This is a genomic window from Inquilinus limosus (genome assembly GCF_002195995.1).
GTDB lineage: Bacteria > Pseudomonadota > Alphaproteobacteria > DSM-16000 > Inquilinaceae > Inquilinus > Inquilinus limosus_C.
This window is the reverse complement of sequence record NZ_NHON01000007.1, coordinates 67,419-86,573: the sequence shown is the minus strand read 5'-3', so window position 1 is coordinate 86,573 and position 19,155 is coordinate 67,419. Positions and strand designations below refer to the sequence as shown.

Below are 19,155 nucleotides of genomic sequence, written 5' to 3'. Positions count from 1 at the left end.
ACCCCAAAATATGATTTTGCAAATAATTTTGCGGCTACAGGGCCGCAGGCGGAGGAACGCCATGGCCGAGCGATCATTCGCGCGGGAGGTCGAGGATCTGAAGCTCGGGGACGGCGACGTCTTCCGCGGTGAGGGCATCCTCGCGATCACCAAGGCGCTGCTGCAGTCCGGCGTCGCCTATGTCGGCGGCTATCAAGGCTCGCCGATCTCCCACCTCATGGACGTGCTGTCCGACGCCCGCGACGTGATGGAGGATCTCGGCGTCCATTTCGAGACCTCCGCCTCCGAGGCGGCGGCCGCGGCGATGCTGTCGGCCTCGGTGATGTATCCGCTGCGCGGCGCCGTGACCTGGAAATCCACCGCCGGCACCAATGTCGCCGCCGATGCGCTGTCCAACCTCGCCTCGGGCGGGGTCACCGGCGGCACGCTGATCATCATCGGCGAGGATTACGGCGAAGGCTCCTCGATCATGCAGGAGCGCAGCCACGCCTATGCGATGAAGTCGCAGATCTGGCTCTTGGACCCGCGGCCGAACCTGCCCTCGATCGTGCAGGCGGTGGAGGCCGGGTTCGAGCTGTCCGAGGCCTCCAGCACGCCTGTGATGCTGCAGGTCCGCATCCGAACCTGCCATGTCCATGGCCAGTTCAACGCGAAGGACAACCAGCGCCCGGCCTTCACGCTGAAGCAGGCGATGGAGAACCCGGTCCGCGACACCAGCCGGATCGTGCTGCCCCCGGCCTCCTTCCTGCACGAGAAGGACAAGATCGAGCGGCGCTGGCCCGCCGCGGTCGAGTTCATCAAGGATCGCAGGCTGAACGAGACCTTCGGCCCCGCGGGCGGCGAGGTCGGCATCGTCGTGCTCGGCGGGCTGTACAACTCGCTGATGCGCTCGCTGCAGCTGCTGGGCCTGGCCGATGTCTATGGCCGCTCGCTGGTCCCGGTCCATGTCCTCAACGTCGCGTATCCGCTGATCGACGACGAGCTGGCCGACTTCTGCGCTGGCAAGCGCGCGGTGCTGATGGTCGAGGAAGGCTCGCCCGACTATATCGAACAGTCGCTCAACGCCATCCTGAAGCGCCGCGACATCCAGACCCGCGTGGCGGGCAAGGATGTGCTGCTGATGGGCGGCGAATACACCGCGCCGGTGCTGATGAAGGGCCTGTCGGCCTTCCTCGAGGCGCATGCGCCGGCGCTGCTCGGCAACCGGCCGCCGCCGCCGGATGCCGCGCCCGTGCTGGCCGACCCGCGGGTCAAGGCGCTGGCCGAGGTGGTGCCGGCGCGCCCCGCCGGATTCTGCACCGGCTGCCCGGAACGGCCGATCTTCGCCGCGCTGAAGCTGACCGAGAAGGAGCTGGGACAGCACCATGTCTCGGCCGATATCGGCTGCCACCTGTTCTCGATCCTGCCGCCCTTCAACATCGGCGCCACCACCATGGGCTACGGCCTCGGCCCGGCCTCGGCCTCGGCCTTCAACGTCAAGGCGGACAAGCGCGCGATCTCGGTGATGGGCGACGGCGGCTTCTGGCACAACGGCCTGGCCTCCTCGATCGGCAACGCCGTGTTCAACAAGCATGACGGCGTCATCCTGATCGTCGACAACTACTACTCCGCCGCGACCGGCGGGCAGGACATCCCCTCCTCCCGCGCCGACAACCCGCGGCGCCAGACCAACAATCCGATCACCGACGCGATCAGGGGCGTCGGCGCCAAATGGGTGCGCCAGATCGACCGGACCTATGACGTGGCCCGGCTGCGCGACACCTTCCGCGAGGCGCTGACGACGTCCGAGCCGGGGCCGAAGATCATCGTCGCTTCCTCCGAATGCATGCTGAACAAGCAACGCCGGATCCGGCCGCTGCTGGCCAAGGCGGTGAAGGAGGGGCGGCGCGTGGTGCGGCAGCGCTTCGGGGTGGACGAGGATGTCTGCACCGGCGATCATGCCTGCATCCGCCTGTCCGGCTGCCCGTCGCTGTCGGTCAAGCACACCGACGACCCGCTGAAGGACGACCCGGTCGCCGCCATCGACCAGTCCTGCGTCGGCTGCGGCAATTGCGGCGAGGTGTCCGAGGCCGCGATCCTGTGCCCGTCCTTCTACCGGGCCGACATCATCCAGAACCCCAGCCGGGCCGACCGGCTGCTGGCGCGATTGCGCGGCGCGGTGATCGGCTGGCTGCAGCGCCGACGCGAGAGCCGCCGCATCGTCTTCGCCGAATGAGCGCCATGGCCGATATCGCTCCGGAACGTTCGCTGCTGTCGCAGGACCGGCCGCTGGCCGTCGCCATCCTGGCCATGGGCGGCCAGGGCGGCGGGGTGCTGGCCGACTGGATCGTGGCGCTGGCCGAAAGCCGGGGCTGGGCCGCCCAGTCGACCTCTGTCCCCGGCGTGGCCCAGCGCACCGGCGCGACGATCTACTATATCGAGATGATCGCGGCGAAGCCGGGCGCGACGCCCGTTTTGGCCTTGATGCCGACGCCGGGCGATGTCGACGTGGTCATGGCGGCCGAACTGATGGAGGCCGGGCGCGCCGTGCTGCGCGGCTTGGTCACGCCCGAGCGGACGACGCTGATCGCCTCGACCCACCGTTCCTTCGCGGTGGCCGAGAAGGCAAAGCCGGGCGACGGCACGGCCGACCCCGCGGCCGTGGTCGATGCCACGGATTTCGCGGCCCGGCGCACCATCGCCTTCGACATGGAGGCGGTGGCCGGACGCAGCGGCAGCATGATCTCCGCCGCGATGTTCGGCGCCCTGGCCGGAGCCGGGGCCCTGCCCTTCCTACACGAGGCGTTCGAGGAGACCATCCGCGCCGGCGGCCGCGGCGTGGAGCCGAGCCTGGCCGCCTTCCGCGCCGCCTGCGACCGCGCCGCCGCGCCGGAGACCGAGACCATCACTCGGGCACCGCGAAAGCGCTTCGACGCCCTGCCGGCCGCCGCCGGGCATCCCGATCTCGACCGCTTGGTGCAGCGCATCGCGCAGGAGTTTCCGACCGAGGCCCACCCGATGCTGTTCGCGGGGGTGAAGCGGCTGACCGACTACCAGGACCCGGCCTATGCCGACGAGTACCTGACCCTGCTGGCCCGGCTGCATGCCGAGGATCTGGCCCATGGCGGCGATGCCAAGGGCCGTGCTTTCACCCTGGCGGCGGCCAAGCATGTGGCGGTCGCCATGGCCTATGACGATCCGATCCGCGTCGCCGACCTGAAGGTCCGCTCGCGGCGATTCGAGCGGGTGCGCCGCGAGGTCGGTGCCGGGCTGGACCAGATCGTCTATGCGACGGAATACATGCATCCGCGCATGGAAGAGGTCTGCGGCACGCTGCCGAAGGCGCTCGGCGCCTGGATCGAGGCGCGGCCGGCCCTCTTCGTCCGGCTCGACCGCCTGGTCAGCCGGGGCCGGCGGGTGCGCACCGGAACGGTCTTCTGGTTCCTTGGCCTGCAGGCCGTGTCGGGGCTTCGGAGAGTTCGCCGCGGCACGCTGCGTCATGCGCGCGAGACCGCCCATCGCGACGCCTGGCTGGCCACCGCGCTCGATGTACTGCGGAGCAACTACGACCTCGCGGTCGAGGTGCTGGAATGCCGGCGGCTGGTGAAGGGTTATTCCGACACCCACGCCCGCGGCGAGTCGAAGTTCGAGCGGGCGTTGTCCGGCCTGCCGCTGCTGGTCGGCCGCGACGACGGCGCCTCCTGGCTGCGCCGGCTGCGCCAGGCAGCCCTGGCCGACGAGGACGGCACCGCCCTGGACGGCGCGCTGAAGACCATCGCGACGCTGTGACCGCCGCTCGGACGGTTCATGCCGTTGGCCTTTGAGATCGGCTCTCCACCCTTCCTCGTCATGGCGAGGAGCGAAGCGACGTGGCCATCCAGGGGCCGGTGCGAGCGGCCCTGGATGGCCACGCCCCTGCGGGGCTCGCCATGATGGGTCAATATCGGGCTGTCGGGCTCAGATCTCGTGCTTGCGGATGTTGCGCAGGATCTTGTGCAGGGTGGCGACGAAGGCGACGTATTCGTCGCCGTCGACGCCCTCGAACATCTGGGTCAGCAGCGCGTACATGGTCGGCCACACCGCGTCGAACACCGCCCGGCCCTCCTCGGTGATGGCGATGTCCCGCACCCGCATGTCCTCGGCCCGCGGCTGCCGGCGGATATAGCCCTGCTCCTCCAGCGCATCGAGCGTGCGGCTCATCGTCGACTGCTCGGTGACCGCATAGACCGACAGCTCGTTGATCGTCAGCGGCGAGGAGATGCCGAGGATAGCGAGCGCCCGCATCTTGGTGGTGGTCATGTCGTGCGCCTTCAGCGCGTCCGACATGTTGGCGTTCCAGCGCGCCATCACCCGGTTCATCAGATAGGGCGCGAACTGGTTGAGGCCGATCTCGCCCAGCGTCGGGCGCGTCTCGCCCTGGTCCGGGCGTCGCAGCACCGTTCCGGCAAATCTGTCGGTCATCGCTCCATCTGCTTCCCGTCGTCAGGCCCTGCGCCGGCCCTACCCCGCCCGGAGCACCAGCGCAAGGGCGCGCACGGGCGAGCCGGTGCCGCCGACGAATTTCAGCGGCGCCGCGATCAGGATCGCCCCCTTCGCCGGCAACTGGTCGAGATGGCACAGGCTGGCCAGACCGTAGCGGTTGGCCTTGTGCATCAGGGTGTGTGCAGGGAATGGCGGGGTCATGCCGCCGGCCGATCCGGCATCGGTGCCGACCGTCTCGGAGCCCCAGCCGACGATGCCCTTCGACAGCAGGTATTCGATCGCCTCCGCGGTCGGGCCAGGCGAATGCGGGCCGGTCTCGTCGGCGTTCAGGAAGGTCTCGGACGATCCGTTGCGCTTGTACCAGTCGGTGCGCAGCACCACCCAGGACCCGGCCTCGATCGCGCCATGCTCGGCTTCCCAGGCCTTGATGCTGTCGACGGTGAGAAGGTAGTCGGGGTCGGCCGCGGCCTCCGCCGAGCGGTCGATCACGTTGACCGGCGCGACGAAGCTCTTCGGCGGGATGCGGTCGGTGGTGTTGTCGGGATGGTCGCGGCCGGTGATCCAATGGACCGGGGCGTCGAAATGCGTGCCCGTATGCTCGCCGAGCTCCAGCCAGTTCCAGGCCCAGAACGGGCCGTTCTCGTCATAGTGCGAGATCTCGTGGACCTTCACCGCCGGCGTGTTGCGGCCGATCTGCGGCGGCAGCTGGATCACCGGCGTCTCCGGCCCCAGCGGCGCGGTGAGGTCGACCACGCGGATCGAGCCGTCGAGCAAGGACATCGCCAGGCCGGCGAGATGATCGGTTGCCATGGTTGCCTCCCGTCTGGTTCTGCCCGGTCGCCCCGGTTCGCTTCCCCGAACCTTAGATCGGAATATCTGCAATCACAACTATCTCGGCCCGGTGTTCCAGTACACCGCCAACTGAAAGCATGGAATTGCATGGGAGAAGCTTGAGGCCTAAAACAATCGGGTTGATCGGGGACACCCGCCATGATCACCTAGCGCGACCAACGAGGCGGCGTTCAGCCTGCCCGCCCAGCCAGCGGACGGCCATCGGCCGGAGCAGCGCCAGCCTCTTCGGCGACGACAAGCCAAGAATGCCCGCGATGCGGGCCGACAGAGGAGGCAACACGATGAAGCTGTTCGGGACGCTGGGGCTGCTGGTCGCGTTCGGCGTGGCGGCGGCATCGCCGGCATGGGCCGAGACCATCACGGTCGGCGCCTACCCCGCCAATCCGCCCTGGGAATACAAGACCGACAGCGGCGCCTTCGAGGGCTTCGAGGTCGACGTGGCCAAGGAGGTGGCCAAGCGCCTCGGCGTCGATGTCGAGTTCCAGGACCTCGGCTTCCAGGCGCTGTTCGCCGCCACCAGCTCCGGCCGCATCGACTTCGCCATCTCCTCGATCTCGGTGACCCAGGAGCGGCTGCAGAACCAGGCCTTCACCCAGCCCTATTACGACAGCGACGGCACCATCGTCGGCAAGACGGAGTCGCCGATCCATTCGCTGGATGACCTGAAGGGCAAGACCATCGGCGTGATCTCGGGATCGACCGGCGAGGCCTTCGCCAAGGCGAATGGCGAGAAGCTCGGCTTCGCCGAGGTCAAGAGCTACAACGCCCAGCAGGACCTGCTGCTGGAGGCGCAGAACGGCCGGATCGACGGCGGCGCCGGCGAACTGGCCGGGTTCCAATACGCGATCAAGCAGATGCCGGCGCTGAAGATCCTGGTCCGCATCCCGACCGGCGAGCGCTTCGCCATGATGACGCGCAAGAACCACCCGCTGCTGGCCAAGGCGAACGACGCGATCGGCGCGATGAAGACCGACGGCACCCTGGCCGCGATCCACAAGAAGTGGTTCGGGGTGGATCCGGAGCCCGGCACCAGCACGGTGACGCCGGGGCCGATCCCGCAGGCCCAGTAGCGGCCGAAACCGGGCCGGGCGCCTGCTCGGCCCCTCTCTGCTGCGCCACCAGGTCCGGACCATGGAACTGATCGACACCTTCTTCAACGGGCCGGTGCTGCTGCGCGCCGTGCCGATCCTGCTGCGGGGCCTGGGCAACACCATCCTGCTGGGCCTGGTCAGCATCGTCTGCGGCACGCTGGCCGGGCTGCTGGTGTGCCTGGTCCGGCTCTACGCCCCCCGGCCGCTGCGGCTGCTGGCGATCTTCTATATCGACATCTTCCGGGCGCTGCCGATCCTGGTCCTGCTGATCATGATCTACTACGCCCTGCCCTTCGTCGGCATCCGGCTGTCTTCCTTCCTCTCCGCCAGCCTCGCCCTGTCGATGGTGCTGGCGGCCTTCACCGCCGAGGTCTGCCGCGCCGGCATCGAGAGCATCCCGCGCGGGCAGTTCGAGGCGTCCTCCGCCCTCGGCCTGCCGTTCTGGCTGGCGATGCGCAAGGTGATCCTGCCGCAGGCGATCCGCGTCATCATCCCGCCGCTGACCAGCAACTGCGTGTCGGTGTTCAAGGACACGGCGCTGGCCTCGGTCGTCGCCATGCCGGACCTGCTGAAGCAGGCCACCGACGCCCAGGCGCAGATGGCCAACCCGACGCCGCTGATCGGCGCCGCCATCCTCTACCTCGCCTTCCTCTGGCCGCTGGTGCGGCTGATCGGCCATCTCGAGACCCGCGCCAGGCTGCGCGCCGGCCGGCCGTGACCCTTGGCCTTTCCAGGAGACATCCCGTGACCCAGGCATCGACCGCCGCCCGCGCCTTCCCGATCGACGCAGTGCGCGCCCAGTTCCCGGCACTGCAAAAGGAGAAGGCCGGCGACTTCATCTTCCTCGACAATGCCGGCGGCGCGCAGATCCCGCGGAGCGTGCTGGACGCCGTCACCCGCCACCTGGTCGACCACAACGTCCAGCGCGGCGGCCGCTACGACAAGAGCCGGGCCGTCGACCGCGCGGTGGCCGAGGCGCGGGAGAGCGTCGCGCTGCTGGTCAATGCGTACCAGCCGGCCGAGATCTGCTTCGGCATGAACGCCACGTCCTTCATCCGGCTGGTCAGCCTCGGCATCGGCCAGATGCTGGCCGAGCGGAACGAGATCGTGGTCACCGACATGGACCACGACGCCAACATCGCCACCTGGCTGGCGCTGGAGAGCGCCGGGGCGAAGTTCGCCTGGTGGCGGATGCGCGAGGACGGCACCCTGCATGTCGAGGACCTAGTGCCGCTGCTGTCGTCGCGCACGCGCCTCGTGGCCTGCACCGCCACCGCTCATTCGATCGGCACCATCGTCGACATCGCTGCGGTGTCGCGGGCGGCGCGGGCCGTCGGGGCCGAGGTCTTCGTCGACTGCGTCCATTACGGCCCGCACGGGCTGATCGACGTGCAGGAATGGGGCTGCGACTACCTGGTCTGCTCCGGCTACAAGAACTTCTCGCCGCATATGGGCTTCCTGTGGGGCCGCTTCGACGCGCTGAAGCGGCTGCCGACCTTCCGCGAGGACTTCATCCCCGACGAGCCGCCCTACAAGGTCGAGGCCGGCACCTTCGTCTATGAGAACGTCGCCGGCATGGACGCCTCGGTGCGCTATCTCGAGGCGCTCGGCCGCGGCTTCACCTGGCCGTCGAACGGGTCCCGGCGCGACGACATCGTCGCCGCCATGACCGCGATCCGCGCCTATGAGGCCGGGCTGTCGCGCGAGATGCTGCGCGGGCTGAAGGCGTGCGGCGCCACGGTCTACGGCATCAGCGACGAGGACCGGGTGGACGGGCGCGTGCCGACGATCTGCTTCAACATCCCCGGCCGCTCGCCCCAGGCGATCGCCGACGCCATGTCCGACGCCGGCATCGGCATCCGCGACGGCCACATGTACGCGCCGCGGCTGATGCAGCGGCTGGGCCTGCCCATGGCCACCGGCGCGCTGCGCGTCTCCATGGTCCATTACAACACGACCGCCGAGGTGCGGCGCTTCGGCGAAGCGCTGGCGGCCTATCTCGGCAAGGCCGGCTGATCCGCGACGGCCATCCGGGCGACCGGAGCCGCCCCCTTCTGCCGCGGATAGTCGTAGGCGTTGACCTTGGACGTGGCGTAGCCGGCGCCGACCAGCGCCTCGGCGAATTTCAGCGCCGCGGTGACGCCGTCGATGACCGGCACGCCCGTCGCGGCGGTCAGCCGCTCGCACAGCCGTGACATGCCGGCGCAGCCGAGGATGATGGCCTCGGCCCGGTCCTCCCGCCTGGCGCGCCCGATCTCGTCGACCAGCAGGCGCTCCGCCAGCTCCGGCTCCTCCTCCAGCCCCAGGACCGGCAGGTTGATCGACCGCACCGCCCGGCAGTGATGCCCGGCACCATAGGCCCGCACGATGTCCTCGATGATCGGCACGGACCGCGGCAGCGTCGTGACCACCGAGAAGCGACGGGCGATGGTCATGGCCACCTGCACCGCCGCCTGGCAGATGCCGATGACGGGGCCTGCCGCCACCTCCCGCGCCGCATGCAGCCCGGGGTCGTCGAAGCAGGCGATGACATAGGCGTCGACCCCCTCGCTTTCGCCGATCCGGATCTCGGACAGCATCGCGGGCACGGCCATCGCCTCGTCCGCGCCCCCTTCGATGCTGACCGGCGTGCCGGCCGGGTTCACGGCCGTCACCCGCGTCCCCGGCTGCGCCACCCGCAGGGCGCTCTCCAGGGCCTGGGCCGTCATCGAGGCCGTCGAGTTTGGATTGATCAAGCGGATATGCAAAGCGGCCGTTCCTTATTCCGCGCGCCCCGATGCCTTGAGGACATCCGCGATGGCAGGGGCCTTGAGCACGAACTGGCGGTCGGAGGTGATGTAGTTGTCGGCATGCAGCCGGGCGATCGGCTGGTAGGCCTCGGGGTTGACGTAGCGGCCGGCGGGGTCGAGGCAGTCGCGGCGGACATGCATGTGCACCACCTCGCCCAGCACCAGCACGCGCCGCGGATAGTCGATCAGTCGCTCGACCCGGCATTCGAAGGTGCAGGGCGAGCTGGCGATGCGCTCGACATCGATCCGGGCGCACGGCGCGGCCGGCAGCCGCGCCATCTCCAGTTCGTCGACATCGCTGTCGAAGGCCAGGCCGCAGACCAGCATCTGCTGCGCCAGCGCCATGTCGACCATGCTGACCGCGAACTCCCCGGTGCGACGAATGTTGGCGACCGTGTCCTTCTCCTGCCCGGACGCCCGCGGCTGGATACCGAGGACGACGATCGGCGGTTCGTGCGAGAACACGTTGAAGAAGCTCATCGGCGCGGCGTTGCTGCGGCCGCCGGCGGACCGGGTCGTCACCAGCGCGATCGGCCGCGGGCCGACGAAGTTGGTCAACAGGCGGTAGCGGCTGTCCGGCTCCAGCGCGGTGAAATCGAACTCCATCGCACTCTCCGCTTGATCTTCCATGGATTGCCTACAATATTTGCAATTATTGTTTACAACTTAGGCCGTCATGCCGTCCGGATCCGGCTCCTGACGGCGGGATTGTCCGTCACGGCGGCGGGGACCAGGGCATGACCGAGCAGGCAGGCGTCTCGACGCAGCAGATCGTCGAAAAGGTGTGGCTTTCGATCGCCGAGCGCCGGCTGCGGCCGGGCGTCCAGCTGAAGGAAGGCCAGCTGGCTGAGATCTTTGACGTCAGCCGGGCCCGCATCCGCCAGGCGCTGGCCGCGCTGGAGCGCGAGGGCCTGGTGACCATCATCCCGAACCGCGGCGCCTTCGTGTGCCAGCCCTCGGCCGACGAGGCGCGGGACGTCTTCTTCGTCCGCCGCTCGGTCGAGCGCTGCGCCATCCAGCGGCTCGCCGGCACGATCTCGGCGGACGGCCTGGAGACGCTGCGCGGCCATGTCGGCCGGGAGCGGACGGCCAATGCCAACGACGTCACCACCGACATCATCAAGCTGTCCGGCGGCTTCCATCTGCTGATCGCCGAGCTGTCCGGGTCCGACTTCCTGTTCGGGATGATGCGGGACCTGATCTCGCGCACCTCCCTGATCACCGCCGTCTATCGCAACACTGCGCGCTTCAACTGCGGGCCGGATGAGCATGCCGAGATCGTCGAGGCGCTGGCCGCCGGCGATGCCGAGACCGCCATGCGGCTGATGGACCATCACCTCGAGCATGTGGAGTCGGAGCTGGACCTTCGCGACGTCCGCGACCTGTCGCACGACCTGAAGGCCGCGCTCGCCTAGAGCGGGGCGAGCTCGGGCCAGATCGGGTCGTCCGATCGCATCAAGCCGGTGAGCGATTGCCTCTCCCGCTTGCGGGACCTTTCCATAACGCCTACCCCTCGCCGTCATTGCGAGGAGGCGAAGCCGACGAAGCAATCCAGGGGCCGGTTCGCACTGGCCCTGGATTGCTTCGCTGCGCTCGCAATGACGGTGTTGGGGATTCTGAAACGGTCTCGCTTGCGGGAGAGGCGACGCGAAGACACTCGGCATCAAGTCATCATCACGCTCTGGCACCACCGCCGGCACTGTCAGCCCTCCGCCAGGTGGCAGGCGATGCGTGTGCCGTCGGCGAGTGTCCGCATCGCCGGCAGCTCCGCCGCACAGCGCGCGGTGGCGAAGGGGCAGCGAGGATGGAAGGTGCAGCCGGAGGGGGGCTTGAGCGGGCTCGGCACCTCGCCGGCGGCGACCTCGCGGTCGCGATGCGGCTGGGCGATGTTCGGGATCGTCTCCAGCAGCAACCGGGTGTAGGGGTGGCGCGGCCGGGCGAACAGCGCCTCGGTGTCGCCCTCCTCGACGATGCGGCCGAGATACATCACCGCGATCCGGTCCGACATGTGGCGCACGACGCTCAGGTCGTGGCTGATGAACAGATAGGTCAGCCCCAGCTCGTCCTGCAGCCGGCGCATCAGGTTCAGCACCTGGGCCTGCACCGAGACGTCGAGCGCCGAGGTCGGCTCGTCGCAGACCAGGAAGCGCGGCTCGCTCGCCAGCGCCCGCGCGATCGAGATGCGCTGGCGCTGCCCGCCCGAGAACTCGTGCGGGAACTTGGCGCCGTCCGACGCGGAAAGGCCCACGGTGAGGAGCAACTCCTCCACCCGCTCCGCGATCTCGGCGGCCGAGCCGCGCAGCTTCAGCTCCCGCAGGGGCTCGGCGATGATGCTGCGCACCCGCCAGCGCGGGTTCAGCGAGGCGTAGGGGTCCTGGAAGATCATCTGCGCCGACAGCGGCGCGCCGTCCGGCCCGGGCGCGAAGCGCATCTCGCCGCTGCTGGGCCTGTGCAGGCCGGTGACCAGCCGGGCGACGGTCGACTTGCCGCAGCCGCTCTCGCCCACCAGGCTGAGGCAGCCGCCCATCGGCGTGTCGAAGCTGACATCGTCGACCGCGCGCAAGAGCTGCCGCGGCCTGCGCTCGACCAGCCGGTTCAGCCAGGGCGCGGAGACATCGAAGGTCTTGGACAGGTGCTCGACCCGCAGCGCGGGATCCCGTGCGGCCTGGACGGCGGTCATGCGGTGCCTCCTGCGTTCAGCCAGCAGGCGCTGGCGCCCTGCCCCGCCGGGCTCATCTCCGGCCGCTCGCGCCGGCAGCGCGGCCCGGCCGATGTGCAGCGCGGGTTGAAGGCGCAGCCGGGCGGGATCGCGTCCAGCCGCGGCATCGCCCCGTCGATCTGGTTCAGCCGCTCGACCCGGGCCCCGAGCGCCGGGATCGAGGCCATCAGGCCGCGCGTATAGGGGTGGGCCGGGGCCTGCAGCACCTGGTCGACCGGCCCGATCTCGACCAGCCGCCCGGCATACATCACCGCGATCCTGTCCGCCGTCTCGGCGATCACGCCCATATCGTGGGTCACCAGCATCACGGCGGTGCGCTTCTCCTTGCACAGCCGGCGCAGCAGCGCCGTGATCTGCGCCTGAATCGACACGTCCAGCGCCGTGGTCGGCTCGTCCGCGATCACCAGCTTCGGCGAGGCCGCCAGGGCCAGGGCGATGACCACGCGCTGCCGCATGCCGCCGGAGAACTGGTGCGGATACTGGTTCACCCGCTCCTCCGGCGACGGGATGCCGACATCCCGCAGCAGCGCCACCGCGCGGGCCCGCGCCTCGGCCCGGCCGAGCCCGAGATGCAGGCGGATGGTCTCGACCAGTTGCGCGCCGACCGAAAATAGCGGGTTCAGCGAGGTCAGCGGGTCCTGGAAGATGGCACCGATCTCCCGCCCCCGGATCGCCTGCATGCCGCGGTCGTCGAGGGTGTCGATACGGCGGCCGGACAGATGGATCTCGCCCGCGGCGATCCGGCCCGGGCGCTCCAGCAGCCCCTGGATGGCAAGGCCGGTCATCGACTTGCCCGCGCCGGATTCGCCGACCACGCCCAGGATCTCGCCCGGCCGGATCGACAGGCTGACATCGGACAGCGCCGTGGCCACGCCGCGGCGCCCCGGGAATTCCACCCTGAGGCCGCGGACCTCGAGGACGGGCGCCTCGCCGGCATCAACCATGGGAGTCCCCCTCGATCGGATAGCTGGGCGGGAAGATGTCGGAGACGGGCGGATGGCCCCAGCTGCGCTCCGGGTATTTCGCCACCAGCCCGTCGAACTGATGCTGCGCGCGGCGGCGCGCCGCCGCCATGTCGATGCCGGCGACCTCGCCATTGCGCATCGACAGGCGCCCGTCGACGAAGACGGCGCGCGTCACCTTGCCGGAGCCGCCGGCCACCAGCGTGGTGATCGGGTCGATCGACGGCGCCATCACCGGGTCGTCGAGGCCGAACACCGCGATGTCGGCCCGCGCGCCGGGGGCCAGCCGGCCGAGATCGTCGCGGCCGAGGGCCCGCGCGCCGCCCAGCGTGGCGGCGTCGAACAGGTCGGCGCAACGCACCCGGTCCGGCGCCCGGTCGTTGATCCGGCACGCGATCAGCCCGACCAGCAGGTTCATCAGCATGTCGGCCGGGGCCGTGTCGGTGCCCATGGCGATGGTGAGGCCGCGCTGCCGGCAGGCGGAGAAGGAGTTCAGGGTGCTGCCGCCGCGCGCCGAGACCAGCGGGCAATGCACGATCGACACGCCGTGCTCGACATAGAGCGACAGGTCCTCGGCGGTGGCGTTGGTCGCATGCGGCGCGATCAGCCGGTCGCTGAGCAGCCCGGCCGCCGCCAGCCAGGCCGGGGCGGTGGTGCCGTGCAGCGTCCGCACCGTCTCCACCTCCATCGCCCCCTGCGCCATGTGCAGGCGGATTTTGCAGCCGAGGTCGCGCGCCGCGGCGTCGGTGCGGCGCAGCAGGTCGATCGTGCAGGTCTCGACCCGATCGGGCGCCAGCAGGCCGCGGACGAGGTCACCATGGCGGCCGGACTGGCGGCCGATGAAGTCGACAGCATCCCGGAGGCCGGCCAGGCCCCGCGCCTCGTCGAACACCGGCACCATCCGGCCCGGCGCGTCGAGCACCATGCCGCCGGAGCGGTAGGCCGGGCTGAGATAGACCCGCAGGCCCAGCGCGCCGGCCGCCTCCGCCGCCGCCTCGAACTCGGCGACGGTCTCGCCCCACTCCCGGTAGAACAGCGAGGCGATCGGCGCCGCGGTGGTGATGCCGTTCAGCAGCAGCTGGCCAAAGGCGAAGCGCTTCTGGAACGCCAGCTCCTCGGCCGAATACATCTCGCGGGGGCCGGCCTCGACATAGGACCGCGGCCACACCCGGCCCTTGGCCCAGCCGGGATGATGGTCGATACCGAGGATGGTCGTGTCGAGGTCGGACAGGGCGTCGAGGTCGATGAAGCCGGGGCTGACCAGCGCGTCGCCGAAATCGATGCGCCGCGCCACCTCGCCCGGGAAGCTGGGGCCGGCGAACAGCACCTTCCCGCCCTCGATCACCACCTCGCCGTTCGGGATCAGGCGGTGGCCGCCGGCGCCATGGCCCAGCACCCAGGCGGCCGTCAGCAGCGTGCGGCCGCCCGGCCGCCGGCCGAGCTCCAGCGCCTCCAGCCCCGGCGCGGTCATGGCATGTCCACCACGGCCCGGCCCTGGCGGGCGGTGACCCGGCCGCCCTTGACCACCAGCGGCCGCGGCGCGACCTCGACCACGGCATGGGCCAGGGTCTCGCCGGCCAGCAGCGTCAGGTCCGCCCGGTCGCCCTGGCGCAGGCCGTAGCCCTCCAGCCGCATGACATCCGCGCCGCCCTGGGAGACGACGTGCAGCACATGCTCCAGCTCGTGGTCCTGGCGTAGCCCGTTCTTCATGCCGACGACCCTGGCGCGGTCCAGCATGTCCGGCTGACCCCAGGGGCCCCAGGTGTCGCGGATGCCGTCGCAGCCGGCACCGACCCGCACCCCCGCCTGCTTCAGCCGCATGATCGACGGCACCGTGGCCGACGGCGCGCCGGTGGTCAGGATGGCGATGTCGAGCTCGGCGATCCGCTCGATCAGCTGGCCGGTGCGGAGATGGTCGTTCATGCCCAGCGCGAAGGCGTGGCTGATCGCGACCTGGCCCTGCATGCCGTTGGCGCGGATGCGCTCGAAGATCAGCTCCATGGTGAAGGCGCCGAGGTCGCCGGCCTCGTGCAGATGGATGTCGATCGGCTTGCGGTGCTTCACCGCCAGGGCGAACAGGGCGTCCAGCTGGCCCTTCGGGTCGCGGTCGATGCCGCAGGGGTCGATGCCGCCCAGCACCTCGCAGCCCTGGGCCAGCGCGGCGTCCAGCAGCTCCACCGTGCCCGGCATCACCATCACGCCGGATTGCGGGAAGGCGACGATCTCGATGTCGATGATGCCGGCGAGCTTCTCGCGTGTCTCCATCACGCCGTCGACCAGCGACAGGCCGTGGGTCGGGTCGATGTCGACATGGCTGCGGATATGCGTCGCGCCATGCGCCGCCAGGCCGATGGCGTGCCGCATCGACTGGCGGTGCGGATCGATGCCGATGGCGGTGCGGTTCTCGCGCTCGAAATCGATCCGCTCGCGCAGCACGGCGCGGCGGTTGTTGACATGCCAGGGCATGCCCCAGGTGGTCTTGTCGAGATGGGTGTGGGCGTCGATCAGGCCGGGGATGGCGATGGCGCCGCCGCCATCCTCCACCGGCATCCCCGGCTCCGGCTCGAACCGCCCGATGCCGGCGATGCGGCCGCCGCGGATCAGCAGGTCGCAGGCTTCGGCCGCGTAGGGGCGGATGTTGCGCAGCAGGAGGTCACTCATCGGTCCTACCTCAGTTTCGGATTGAGCACGTCGCGCAGCCAGTCCCCCAGCAGGTTGACCGTGACGACGAGCAGGCACAGCTGGATCACCGGGAACAGCACGATCCACCATGAGCCCGAGAACAGATACTGGTTGCCGATCCGGATCAGCGTGCCCAGCGATGGCTGGCCGGGCGGCATGCCGATGCCGAGGAAGGACAGGGTCGCCTCGGTCAGGATCGCCATGCCGAAGTTCAGCGTCGCCGCGACCAGGATAGGCGTCAGCGTGTTCGGCAGGATGTGGCGCGCCATGATCCGGCGGGCGGGGACCTTCAGCAGCCGCGCCGCCTGGACGTATTCCTTGCCGCGCTCGACGATGGTCTGGGCCCGCACCGTCCGGGCGTACTGCACCCAGGCCGACAGGGCGATGGCCAGGATCAGCACCGCCGACGCGCCGATCTCGCGCAGGTCGGCCGGCAGCATCTGGCGGACCACGGTCGAGACCAGGATCGCGATCAGGATCGTCGGGATCGACAGGGTGATGTCGCCGAGGCGCATCAGGACGTTGTCGACGATGCCACCGAAGAAGCCGGACACCAGCCCCGCGCTCATCCCGATCAGCAGCGACAGCGCCACCGACGCCACGCCGATGATGATCGAGATGCGGGTGCCGTAGAGGATGGCCGACAGCATGTCCCGGCCCTGGGTGTCGGTGCCGAGCAGATAGGGCCATTCGCCGCCCTCCTGCCAGACCGGCGGCAGCTCGGCCTTCCACATGTCGAGCTGGGCGGCGTCATACGGGTTCTGCACGGCGATCAGGGGCGCGAACAGCGCGGTCAGCACCAGCACGCCGAGGACCAGCGCTGCCGCGATCGCCGTCGGGCTGGCCGTGAAGGACCACCACATGTCGCTGTCGCGCAGGCGCCGCCCGAAGCCCCTGGGCATCGCCGGCGCCGCCGCTTCGGGCTTGGTCACATCGGCTGTCATCGGTCCGGCCTCCCTGCGGTCAGCGCGCATCGCGCAGGCGCGGGTCGATCACCGCATAGGCGATGTCGACCAGCGTGTTCAGCGCGACGAAGATGAAGGAGATGATGCAGAGATAGGCCGCCATCACCGGGATATCGATGAAGGTCACGGCCTGGATGAACAGCATTCCCATGCCCGGCCACTGGAACACCGTCTCGGTGATCAGGGCGAAGGCGATCAGCGACCCGATGTTCATCGCGGTCATGGTCACCACCGGCATCAGGCAGTTGCGCAGCGCGTGGCGGAAATGGATGCGCCAGCGCGGGACGCCGCGGGCCCGCGCGAACCTGACGTAGTCGGAGCGCAGCACCTCCAGCATCTCGGCCCGCACCAGGCGCATGATCAGCGTGATCTGGTACAGCGACAGCGCGATCGCCGGCAGCAGCAGCGCGGCGCGGCCCGACGGCGTGAGCAACCCGGTCGACCACCAGCCGATGCTGACGACCTCGCCCCGCCCGAAGGCCGGCAGCCAGCCCAGGCTGACCGAGAACACCAGGATCAGCAGGATGCCGACGACGAAGCTGGGCAGCGAGACGCCGACGATCGACACGAATTGCAGCGATTCCGAATACCATCGGCCGCGCCGGATCGCGGTCAGCACGCCGAGCGGGATGCCCGCGACCAGCGAGATCACGGTGGCGACCAGCACCAGCTCCAGCGTCGCCGGGAAGCGGTCGGCGATCAGGCCCAGTACGTCCTGCCCGTTGCGGTAGGAGATGCCGAAATCGCCCTGCGCCGCATGGACGACGAAGCGGCCGAACTGGGTGACGATCCCGTCATTCAGGCCCAGCCGCTCGCGCAGGCCGTCGCGGTCGGCCTGGGTCATCTGCTCATTCGCCATCAGCTCGACCGGGTCGCCGGCCAGGCGGAAGATCAGGAAGGCCAGCATCGCCACGGCGAGCATGACCATGACGGCGTTGGCGATGCGGCTGAGGATGAAGACCAGCATGTCGGGCCTCGCGATCGTGGCCGGCGCGGGGCTCACCCCGCGCCGGCCGTGAACCTAGTCGGCGAACCGGGTCAGCCAATGGCGCGGCTTGTTGTCGGCCAGCTGCGCGACGCTGACGATCTCGTCGCTCATCACCCAGGCCATCGGCTGCTGGTGCAGCGGCAGCATGACGATCTCCGCCTTCGCCATCTCCAGCGCCCTGGTCTGCAGGGCCAGGCGCTTGCTGCGGTCCATCTCGGTCGAGGCTTGCACGATCAGCTTGTCGATCTCGGGATAGCTCCAGCCGCCCCAGTTGAAGACGCCGGCCTTGTCGGTCTTGGTCTCGATCATCTGCAGCAGGATGGAATAGCTGTCGAGCATCGGCTCGTTGGCCCAGCCGATCAGGTAGACATCCGCCAGCCCGCCGGTGCGCTTCGGCGCCCGGGCGGCCGTCGGCGCAATGTCGAGCTGCGGCTTGAAGCCCGCCCGGCTGAGCATGTTGACGATGCCCTGGCACAGCTCCTCCTCGTTCACATAGGCGTCGGTGGTGCACACCATGGTGAACGGCAGGTCCGTGGCGCCCGCCTCGGCCAGCAGCGCCTTGGCCTTGCCCGGGTCGTAGGGGATGACCGCGTCCAGCGCCTCGGTGTAGCCGGGGATCTCCGGCGCGATGATCGCGCCGGCGGTCCGCGACTTGCCGCGCATCACTCGCTTCTGGATCAAATCCTTGTCCAGCGCATAAGCGAAGGCCTGGCGGACGCTCAGGTCGTTGAACCGGTTGTCGTCGCCATTGGCCAGCTTCGGCTTGCGGTTGAAGCCGATCATGACGGTGCGCAGGTCGGTGCGCTCCATCACCTTCAGCCCGGGCTGCGCCGACAGCCGAGGCAGATCCTGGGCCGGCGCGTTCTCGGTGAAGTTGATCTCGCCCGACAACAGGGCGGCGACGCGCGTGGCCGCCGAGGTGATCGGCGTGAACTCGATGCGGTCGACATTGCCCTGCGGCTTGTCCCACCAGGCCGGGTTGCGGACCAGCACGGTCCTGCTGTCCGGCACCCGGCTTTCCAGCACATAGGGGCCGGTGCCGTTGGTGTGGTAGGTGGCGTAGCCCTCGATCTTGGCGCCGACATCGGTCGGCTTCAGCGAGTCGTTCTCGGCCAGCCAGGTCGCGTCGAAGATGTGGATGTTCGTCAGGTCGTTCAGCAGCAGCGGATACGGCCCGACCAGCTCGATATCGACGGTGTAGTCGTCGACCTTCCTGGCGCCCTTGTAGGCCGGCAGGTTGCCGCGCAGCGGCGAGACCGGATCGCTGACCCGGGTCAGCGACGCCAGCACGTCGTCGACCGTGAAATCCGCGCCGTTGTGGAACGTCACGCCCTGGCGCAGGTGGAACCGCCACACGGTGTCCGACACCGCCTCCCAGGACGTCGCCAGGGCCGGCTCGATCTTCAGCTGGGCGTCGTAGCGGACGAGGCCCTCATAGACGTGGTTGAGGAAGGACAGGGTGTAACTGTCGCCGTAGGAATACGGGTCCAGCGAATAGATGTCGCGCGAGGCGCCCCATTTCAGCGTCTCCGCGGGGGCCGCGGTGGTCAGGCCCGCTGCGATCAGCCCCGCGAGGGCCAGTGTTCTGAACATGCCGTTGGTCTCCCTGTTGAGGATCCCGTCCCCTGGCGGGGATCTTGGGTCTG

Annotated in this window: 17 protein-coding genes; 6 read left to right on the top strand and 11 right to left on the bottom strand. The window is 69.5% G+C overall.

What is annotated here, in order from left to right; genetic code table 11:
• The first annotated feature begins 61 nt into the window (after positions 1-61).
• Both BWR60_RS05800 and BWR60_RS05795 read left to right on the top strand, forming a co-directional pair.
• On the top strand, positions 62-2,215 hold the full coding sequence (locus BWR60_RS05800) for an indolepyruvate ferredoxin oxidoreductase subunit alpha (protein ID WP_088150064.1): 2,154 nt from the start codon (positions 62-64) through the stop codon (positions 2,213-2,215).
• A gap of 5 nt (positions 2,216-2,220) precedes the next feature.
• Complete coding sequence (locus BWR60_RS05795; RefSeq protein WP_230982961.1) at positions 2,221-3,768, top strand: indolepyruvate oxidoreductase subunit beta family protein; 1,548 nt, start codon at positions 2,221-2,223, stop codon at positions 3,766-3,768.
• A 168-nt stretch (positions 3,769-3,936) separates the two neighbouring features.
• Here the strand turns inward: BWR60_RS05795 and BWR60_RS05790 are convergent, their stop codons facing one another.
• Together BWR60_RS05790 and BWR60_RS05785 are read right to left on the bottom strand one after the other, a co-directional pair.
• On the bottom strand, positions 3,937-4,440 hold the full coding sequence (locus BWR60_RS05790; RefSeq protein WP_088150062.1) for a MarR family winged helix-turn-helix transcriptional regulator: 504 nt from the start codon (positions 4,438-4,440) through the stop codon (positions 3,937-3,939).
• A gap of 39 nt (positions 4,441-4,479) precedes the next feature.
• Positions 4,480-5,271: a cyclase family protein gene (locus BWR60_RS05785; RefSeq protein ID WP_088150061.1), complete on the bottom strand. Its 792-nt coding sequence runs from the start codon at positions 5,269-5,271 to the stop codon at positions 4,480-4,482.
• 323 nt (positions 5,272-5,594) lie between these two features.
• Between BWR60_RS05785 and BWR60_RS05780 the strand changes: the two genes are divergently transcribed.
• The 3 genes from BWR60_RS05780 (at position 5,595) to BWR60_RS05770 (ending at position 8,420) form a co-directional block, all read left to right on the top strand.
• Positions 5,595-6,383, top strand: a complete 789-nt coding sequence (locus BWR60_RS05780) for an ABC transporter substrate-binding protein (RefSeq protein ID WP_088150060.1) — start codon at positions 5,595-5,597, stop codon at positions 6,381-6,383.
• Between the two features lie 61 nt (positions 6,384-6,444).
• Positions 6,445-7,122, top strand: a complete 678-nt coding sequence (locus tag BWR60_RS05775; protein ID WP_088150059.1) for an amino acid ABC transporter permease — start codon at positions 6,445-6,447, stop codon at positions 7,120-7,122.
• Positions 7,123-7,148: 26 nt separating this feature from the next.
• On the top strand, positions 7,149-8,420 hold the full coding sequence (locus BWR60_RS05770; protein ID WP_088150058.1) for a cysteine desulfurase-like protein: 1,272 nt from the start codon (positions 7,149-7,151) through the stop codon (positions 8,418-8,420).
• On the opposite strand, the gene BWR60_RS05765 is transcribed toward BWR60_RS05770, so the two are convergent.
• Positions 8,399-9,139 (bottom strand): aspartate/glutamate racemase family protein, encoded by a 741-nt coding sequence (locus BWR60_RS05765; protein ID WP_275542367.1) that lies wholly within the window; start codon positions 9,137-9,139, stop codon positions 8,399-8,401. The two genes, BWR60_RS05770 and BWR60_RS05765, sit on opposite strands and share 22 nt — an antisense overlap.
• Before the next feature lie 24 nt (positions 9,140-9,163).
• Positions 9,164-9,799, bottom strand: coding sequence for a flavin reductase family protein (locus tag BWR60_RS05760; protein ID WP_088150056.1), 636 nt, complete (start codon positions 9,797-9,799; stop codon positions 9,164-9,166).
• A gap of 131 nt (positions 9,800-9,930) precedes the next feature.
• Here BWR60_RS05760 and BWR60_RS05755 point away from each other — a divergent pair, with 131 nt between their 5' ends.
• The gene (locus BWR60_RS05755) at positions 9,931-10,608 is read left to right on the top strand and encodes a GntR family transcriptional regulator (protein ID WP_088150055.1); all 678 of its coding nucleotides are present in this window, start codon (positions 9,931-9,933) and stop codon (positions 10,606-10,608) included.
• A gap of 287 nt (positions 10,609-10,895) precedes the next feature.
• Here BWR60_RS05755 and BWR60_RS05750 read toward each other — a convergent pair whose 3' ends face one another.
• From BWR60_RS05750 to BWR60_RS05720, 7 genes are read right to left on the bottom strand one after another with little or no spacing between them, the layout of a single operon-like run.
• The gene (locus tag BWR60_RS05750) at positions 10,896-11,873 is read right to left on the bottom strand and encodes an ABC transporter ATP-binding protein (RefSeq protein ID WP_088150054.1); all 978 of its coding nucleotides are present in this window, start codon (positions 11,871-11,873) and stop codon (positions 10,896-10,898) included.
• Complete coding sequence (locus BWR60_RS05745; protein WP_088150053.1) at positions 11,870-12,856, bottom strand: ABC transporter ATP-binding protein; 987 nt, start codon at positions 12,854-12,856, stop codon at positions 11,870-11,872. The genes BWR60_RS05750 and BWR60_RS05745 overlap by 4 nt, the downstream gene beginning before the upstream one ends.
• Positions 12,849-14,345: an amidohydrolase family protein gene (locus BWR60_RS05740; protein ID WP_088150052.1), complete on the bottom strand. Its 1,497-nt coding sequence runs from the start codon at positions 14,343-14,345 to the stop codon at positions 12,849-12,851. Before BWR60_RS05740 ends, BWR60_RS05745 begins: the two co-directional genes overlap by 8 nt.
• Positions 14,342-15,535, bottom strand: a complete 1,194-nt coding sequence (locus tag BWR60_RS05735; protein WP_088150051.1) for an amidohydrolase family protein — start codon at positions 15,533-15,535, stop codon at positions 14,342-14,344. The genes BWR60_RS05740 and BWR60_RS05735 overlap by 4 nt, the downstream gene beginning before the upstream one ends.
• A gap of 5 nt (positions 15,536-15,540) precedes the next feature.
• A complete protein-coding gene (locus tag BWR60_RS05730) occupies positions 15,541-16,500 on the bottom strand; it encodes an ABC transporter permease (RefSeq protein ID WP_088150050.1) in 960 nt (319 codons plus the stop codon).
• Between the two features lie 19 nt (positions 16,501-16,519).
• A complete protein-coding gene (locus BWR60_RS05725; protein WP_088150049.1) occupies positions 16,520-17,488 on the bottom strand; it encodes an ABC transporter permease in 969 nt (322 codons plus the stop codon).
• A gap of 54 nt (positions 17,489-17,542) precedes the next feature.
• Entirely contained in the window at positions 17,543-19,102 is a 1,560-nt protein-coding gene (locus tag BWR60_RS05720; protein WP_088150048.1) for an ABC transporter substrate-binding protein, read from the bottom strand.
• Between the last annotated feature and the right edge of the window lie 53 nt (positions 19,103-19,155).

Bases quoted from the DNA above. Each gene is read 5' to 3' on its own strand.
- BWR60_RS05750 (WP_088150054.1), bottom strand. From the start codon at position 11,873: ATGACCGCCGTCCAGGCCGCACGGGATCCCGCGCTGCGGGTCGAGCAC.
- BWR60_RS05775 (WP_088150059.1), top strand. From the start codon at position 6,445: ATGGAACTGATCGACACCTTCTTCAACGGGCCGGTGCTGCTGCGCGCC.
- BWR60_RS05760 (WP_088150056.1), bottom strand. From the start codon at position 9,799: ATGGAGTTCGATTTCACCGCGCTGGAGCCGGACAGCCGCTACCGCCTG.
- BWR60_RS05720 (WP_088150048.1), bottom strand. From the start codon at position 19,102: ATGTTCAGAACACTGGCCCTCGCGGGGCTGATCGCAGCGGGCCTGACC.
- BWR60_RS05785 (WP_088150061.1), bottom strand. From the start codon at position 5,271: ATGGCAACCGATCATCTCGCCGGCCTGGCGATGTCCTTGCTCGACGGC.
- BWR60_RS05800 (WP_088150064.1), top strand. From the start codon at position 62: ATGGCCGAGCGATCATTCGCGCGGGAGGTCGAGGATCTGAAGCTCGGG.
- BWR60_RS05730 (WP_088150050.1), bottom strand. From the start codon at position 16,500: ATGACAGCCGATGTGACCAAGCCCGAAGCGGCGGCGCCGGCGATGCCC.
- BWR60_RS05725 (WP_088150049.1), bottom strand. From the start codon at position 17,488: ATGCTGGTCTTCATCCTCAGCCGCATCGCCAACGCCGTCATGGTCATG.
- BWR60_RS05735 (WP_088150051.1), bottom strand. From the start codon at position 15,535: ATGAGTGACCTCCTGCTGCGCAACATCCGCCCCTACGCGGCCGAAGCC.
- BWR60_RS05795 (WP_230982961.1), top strand. From the start codon at position 2,221: ATGGCCGATATCGCTCCGGAACGTTCGCTGCTGTCGCAGGACCGGCCG.
- BWR60_RS05780 (WP_088150060.1), top strand. From the start codon at position 5,595: ATGAAGCTGTTCGGGACGCTGGGGCTGCTGGTCGCGTTCGGCGTGGCG.
- BWR60_RS05745 (WP_088150053.1), bottom strand. From the start codon at position 12,856: ATGGTTGATGCCGGCGAGGCGCCCGTCCTCGAGGTCCGCGGCCTCAGG.
- BWR60_RS05755 (WP_088150055.1), top strand. From the start codon at position 9,931: ATGACCGAGCAGGCAGGCGTCTCGACGCAGCAGATCGTCGAAAAGGTG.
- BWR60_RS05790 (WP_088150062.1), bottom strand. From the start codon at position 4,440: ATGACCGACAGATTTGCCGGAACGGTGCTGCGACGCCCGGACCAGGGC.
- BWR60_RS05740 (WP_088150052.1), bottom strand. From the start codon at position 14,345: ATGACCGCGCCGGGGCTGGAGGCGCTGGAGCTCGGCCGGCGGCCGGGC.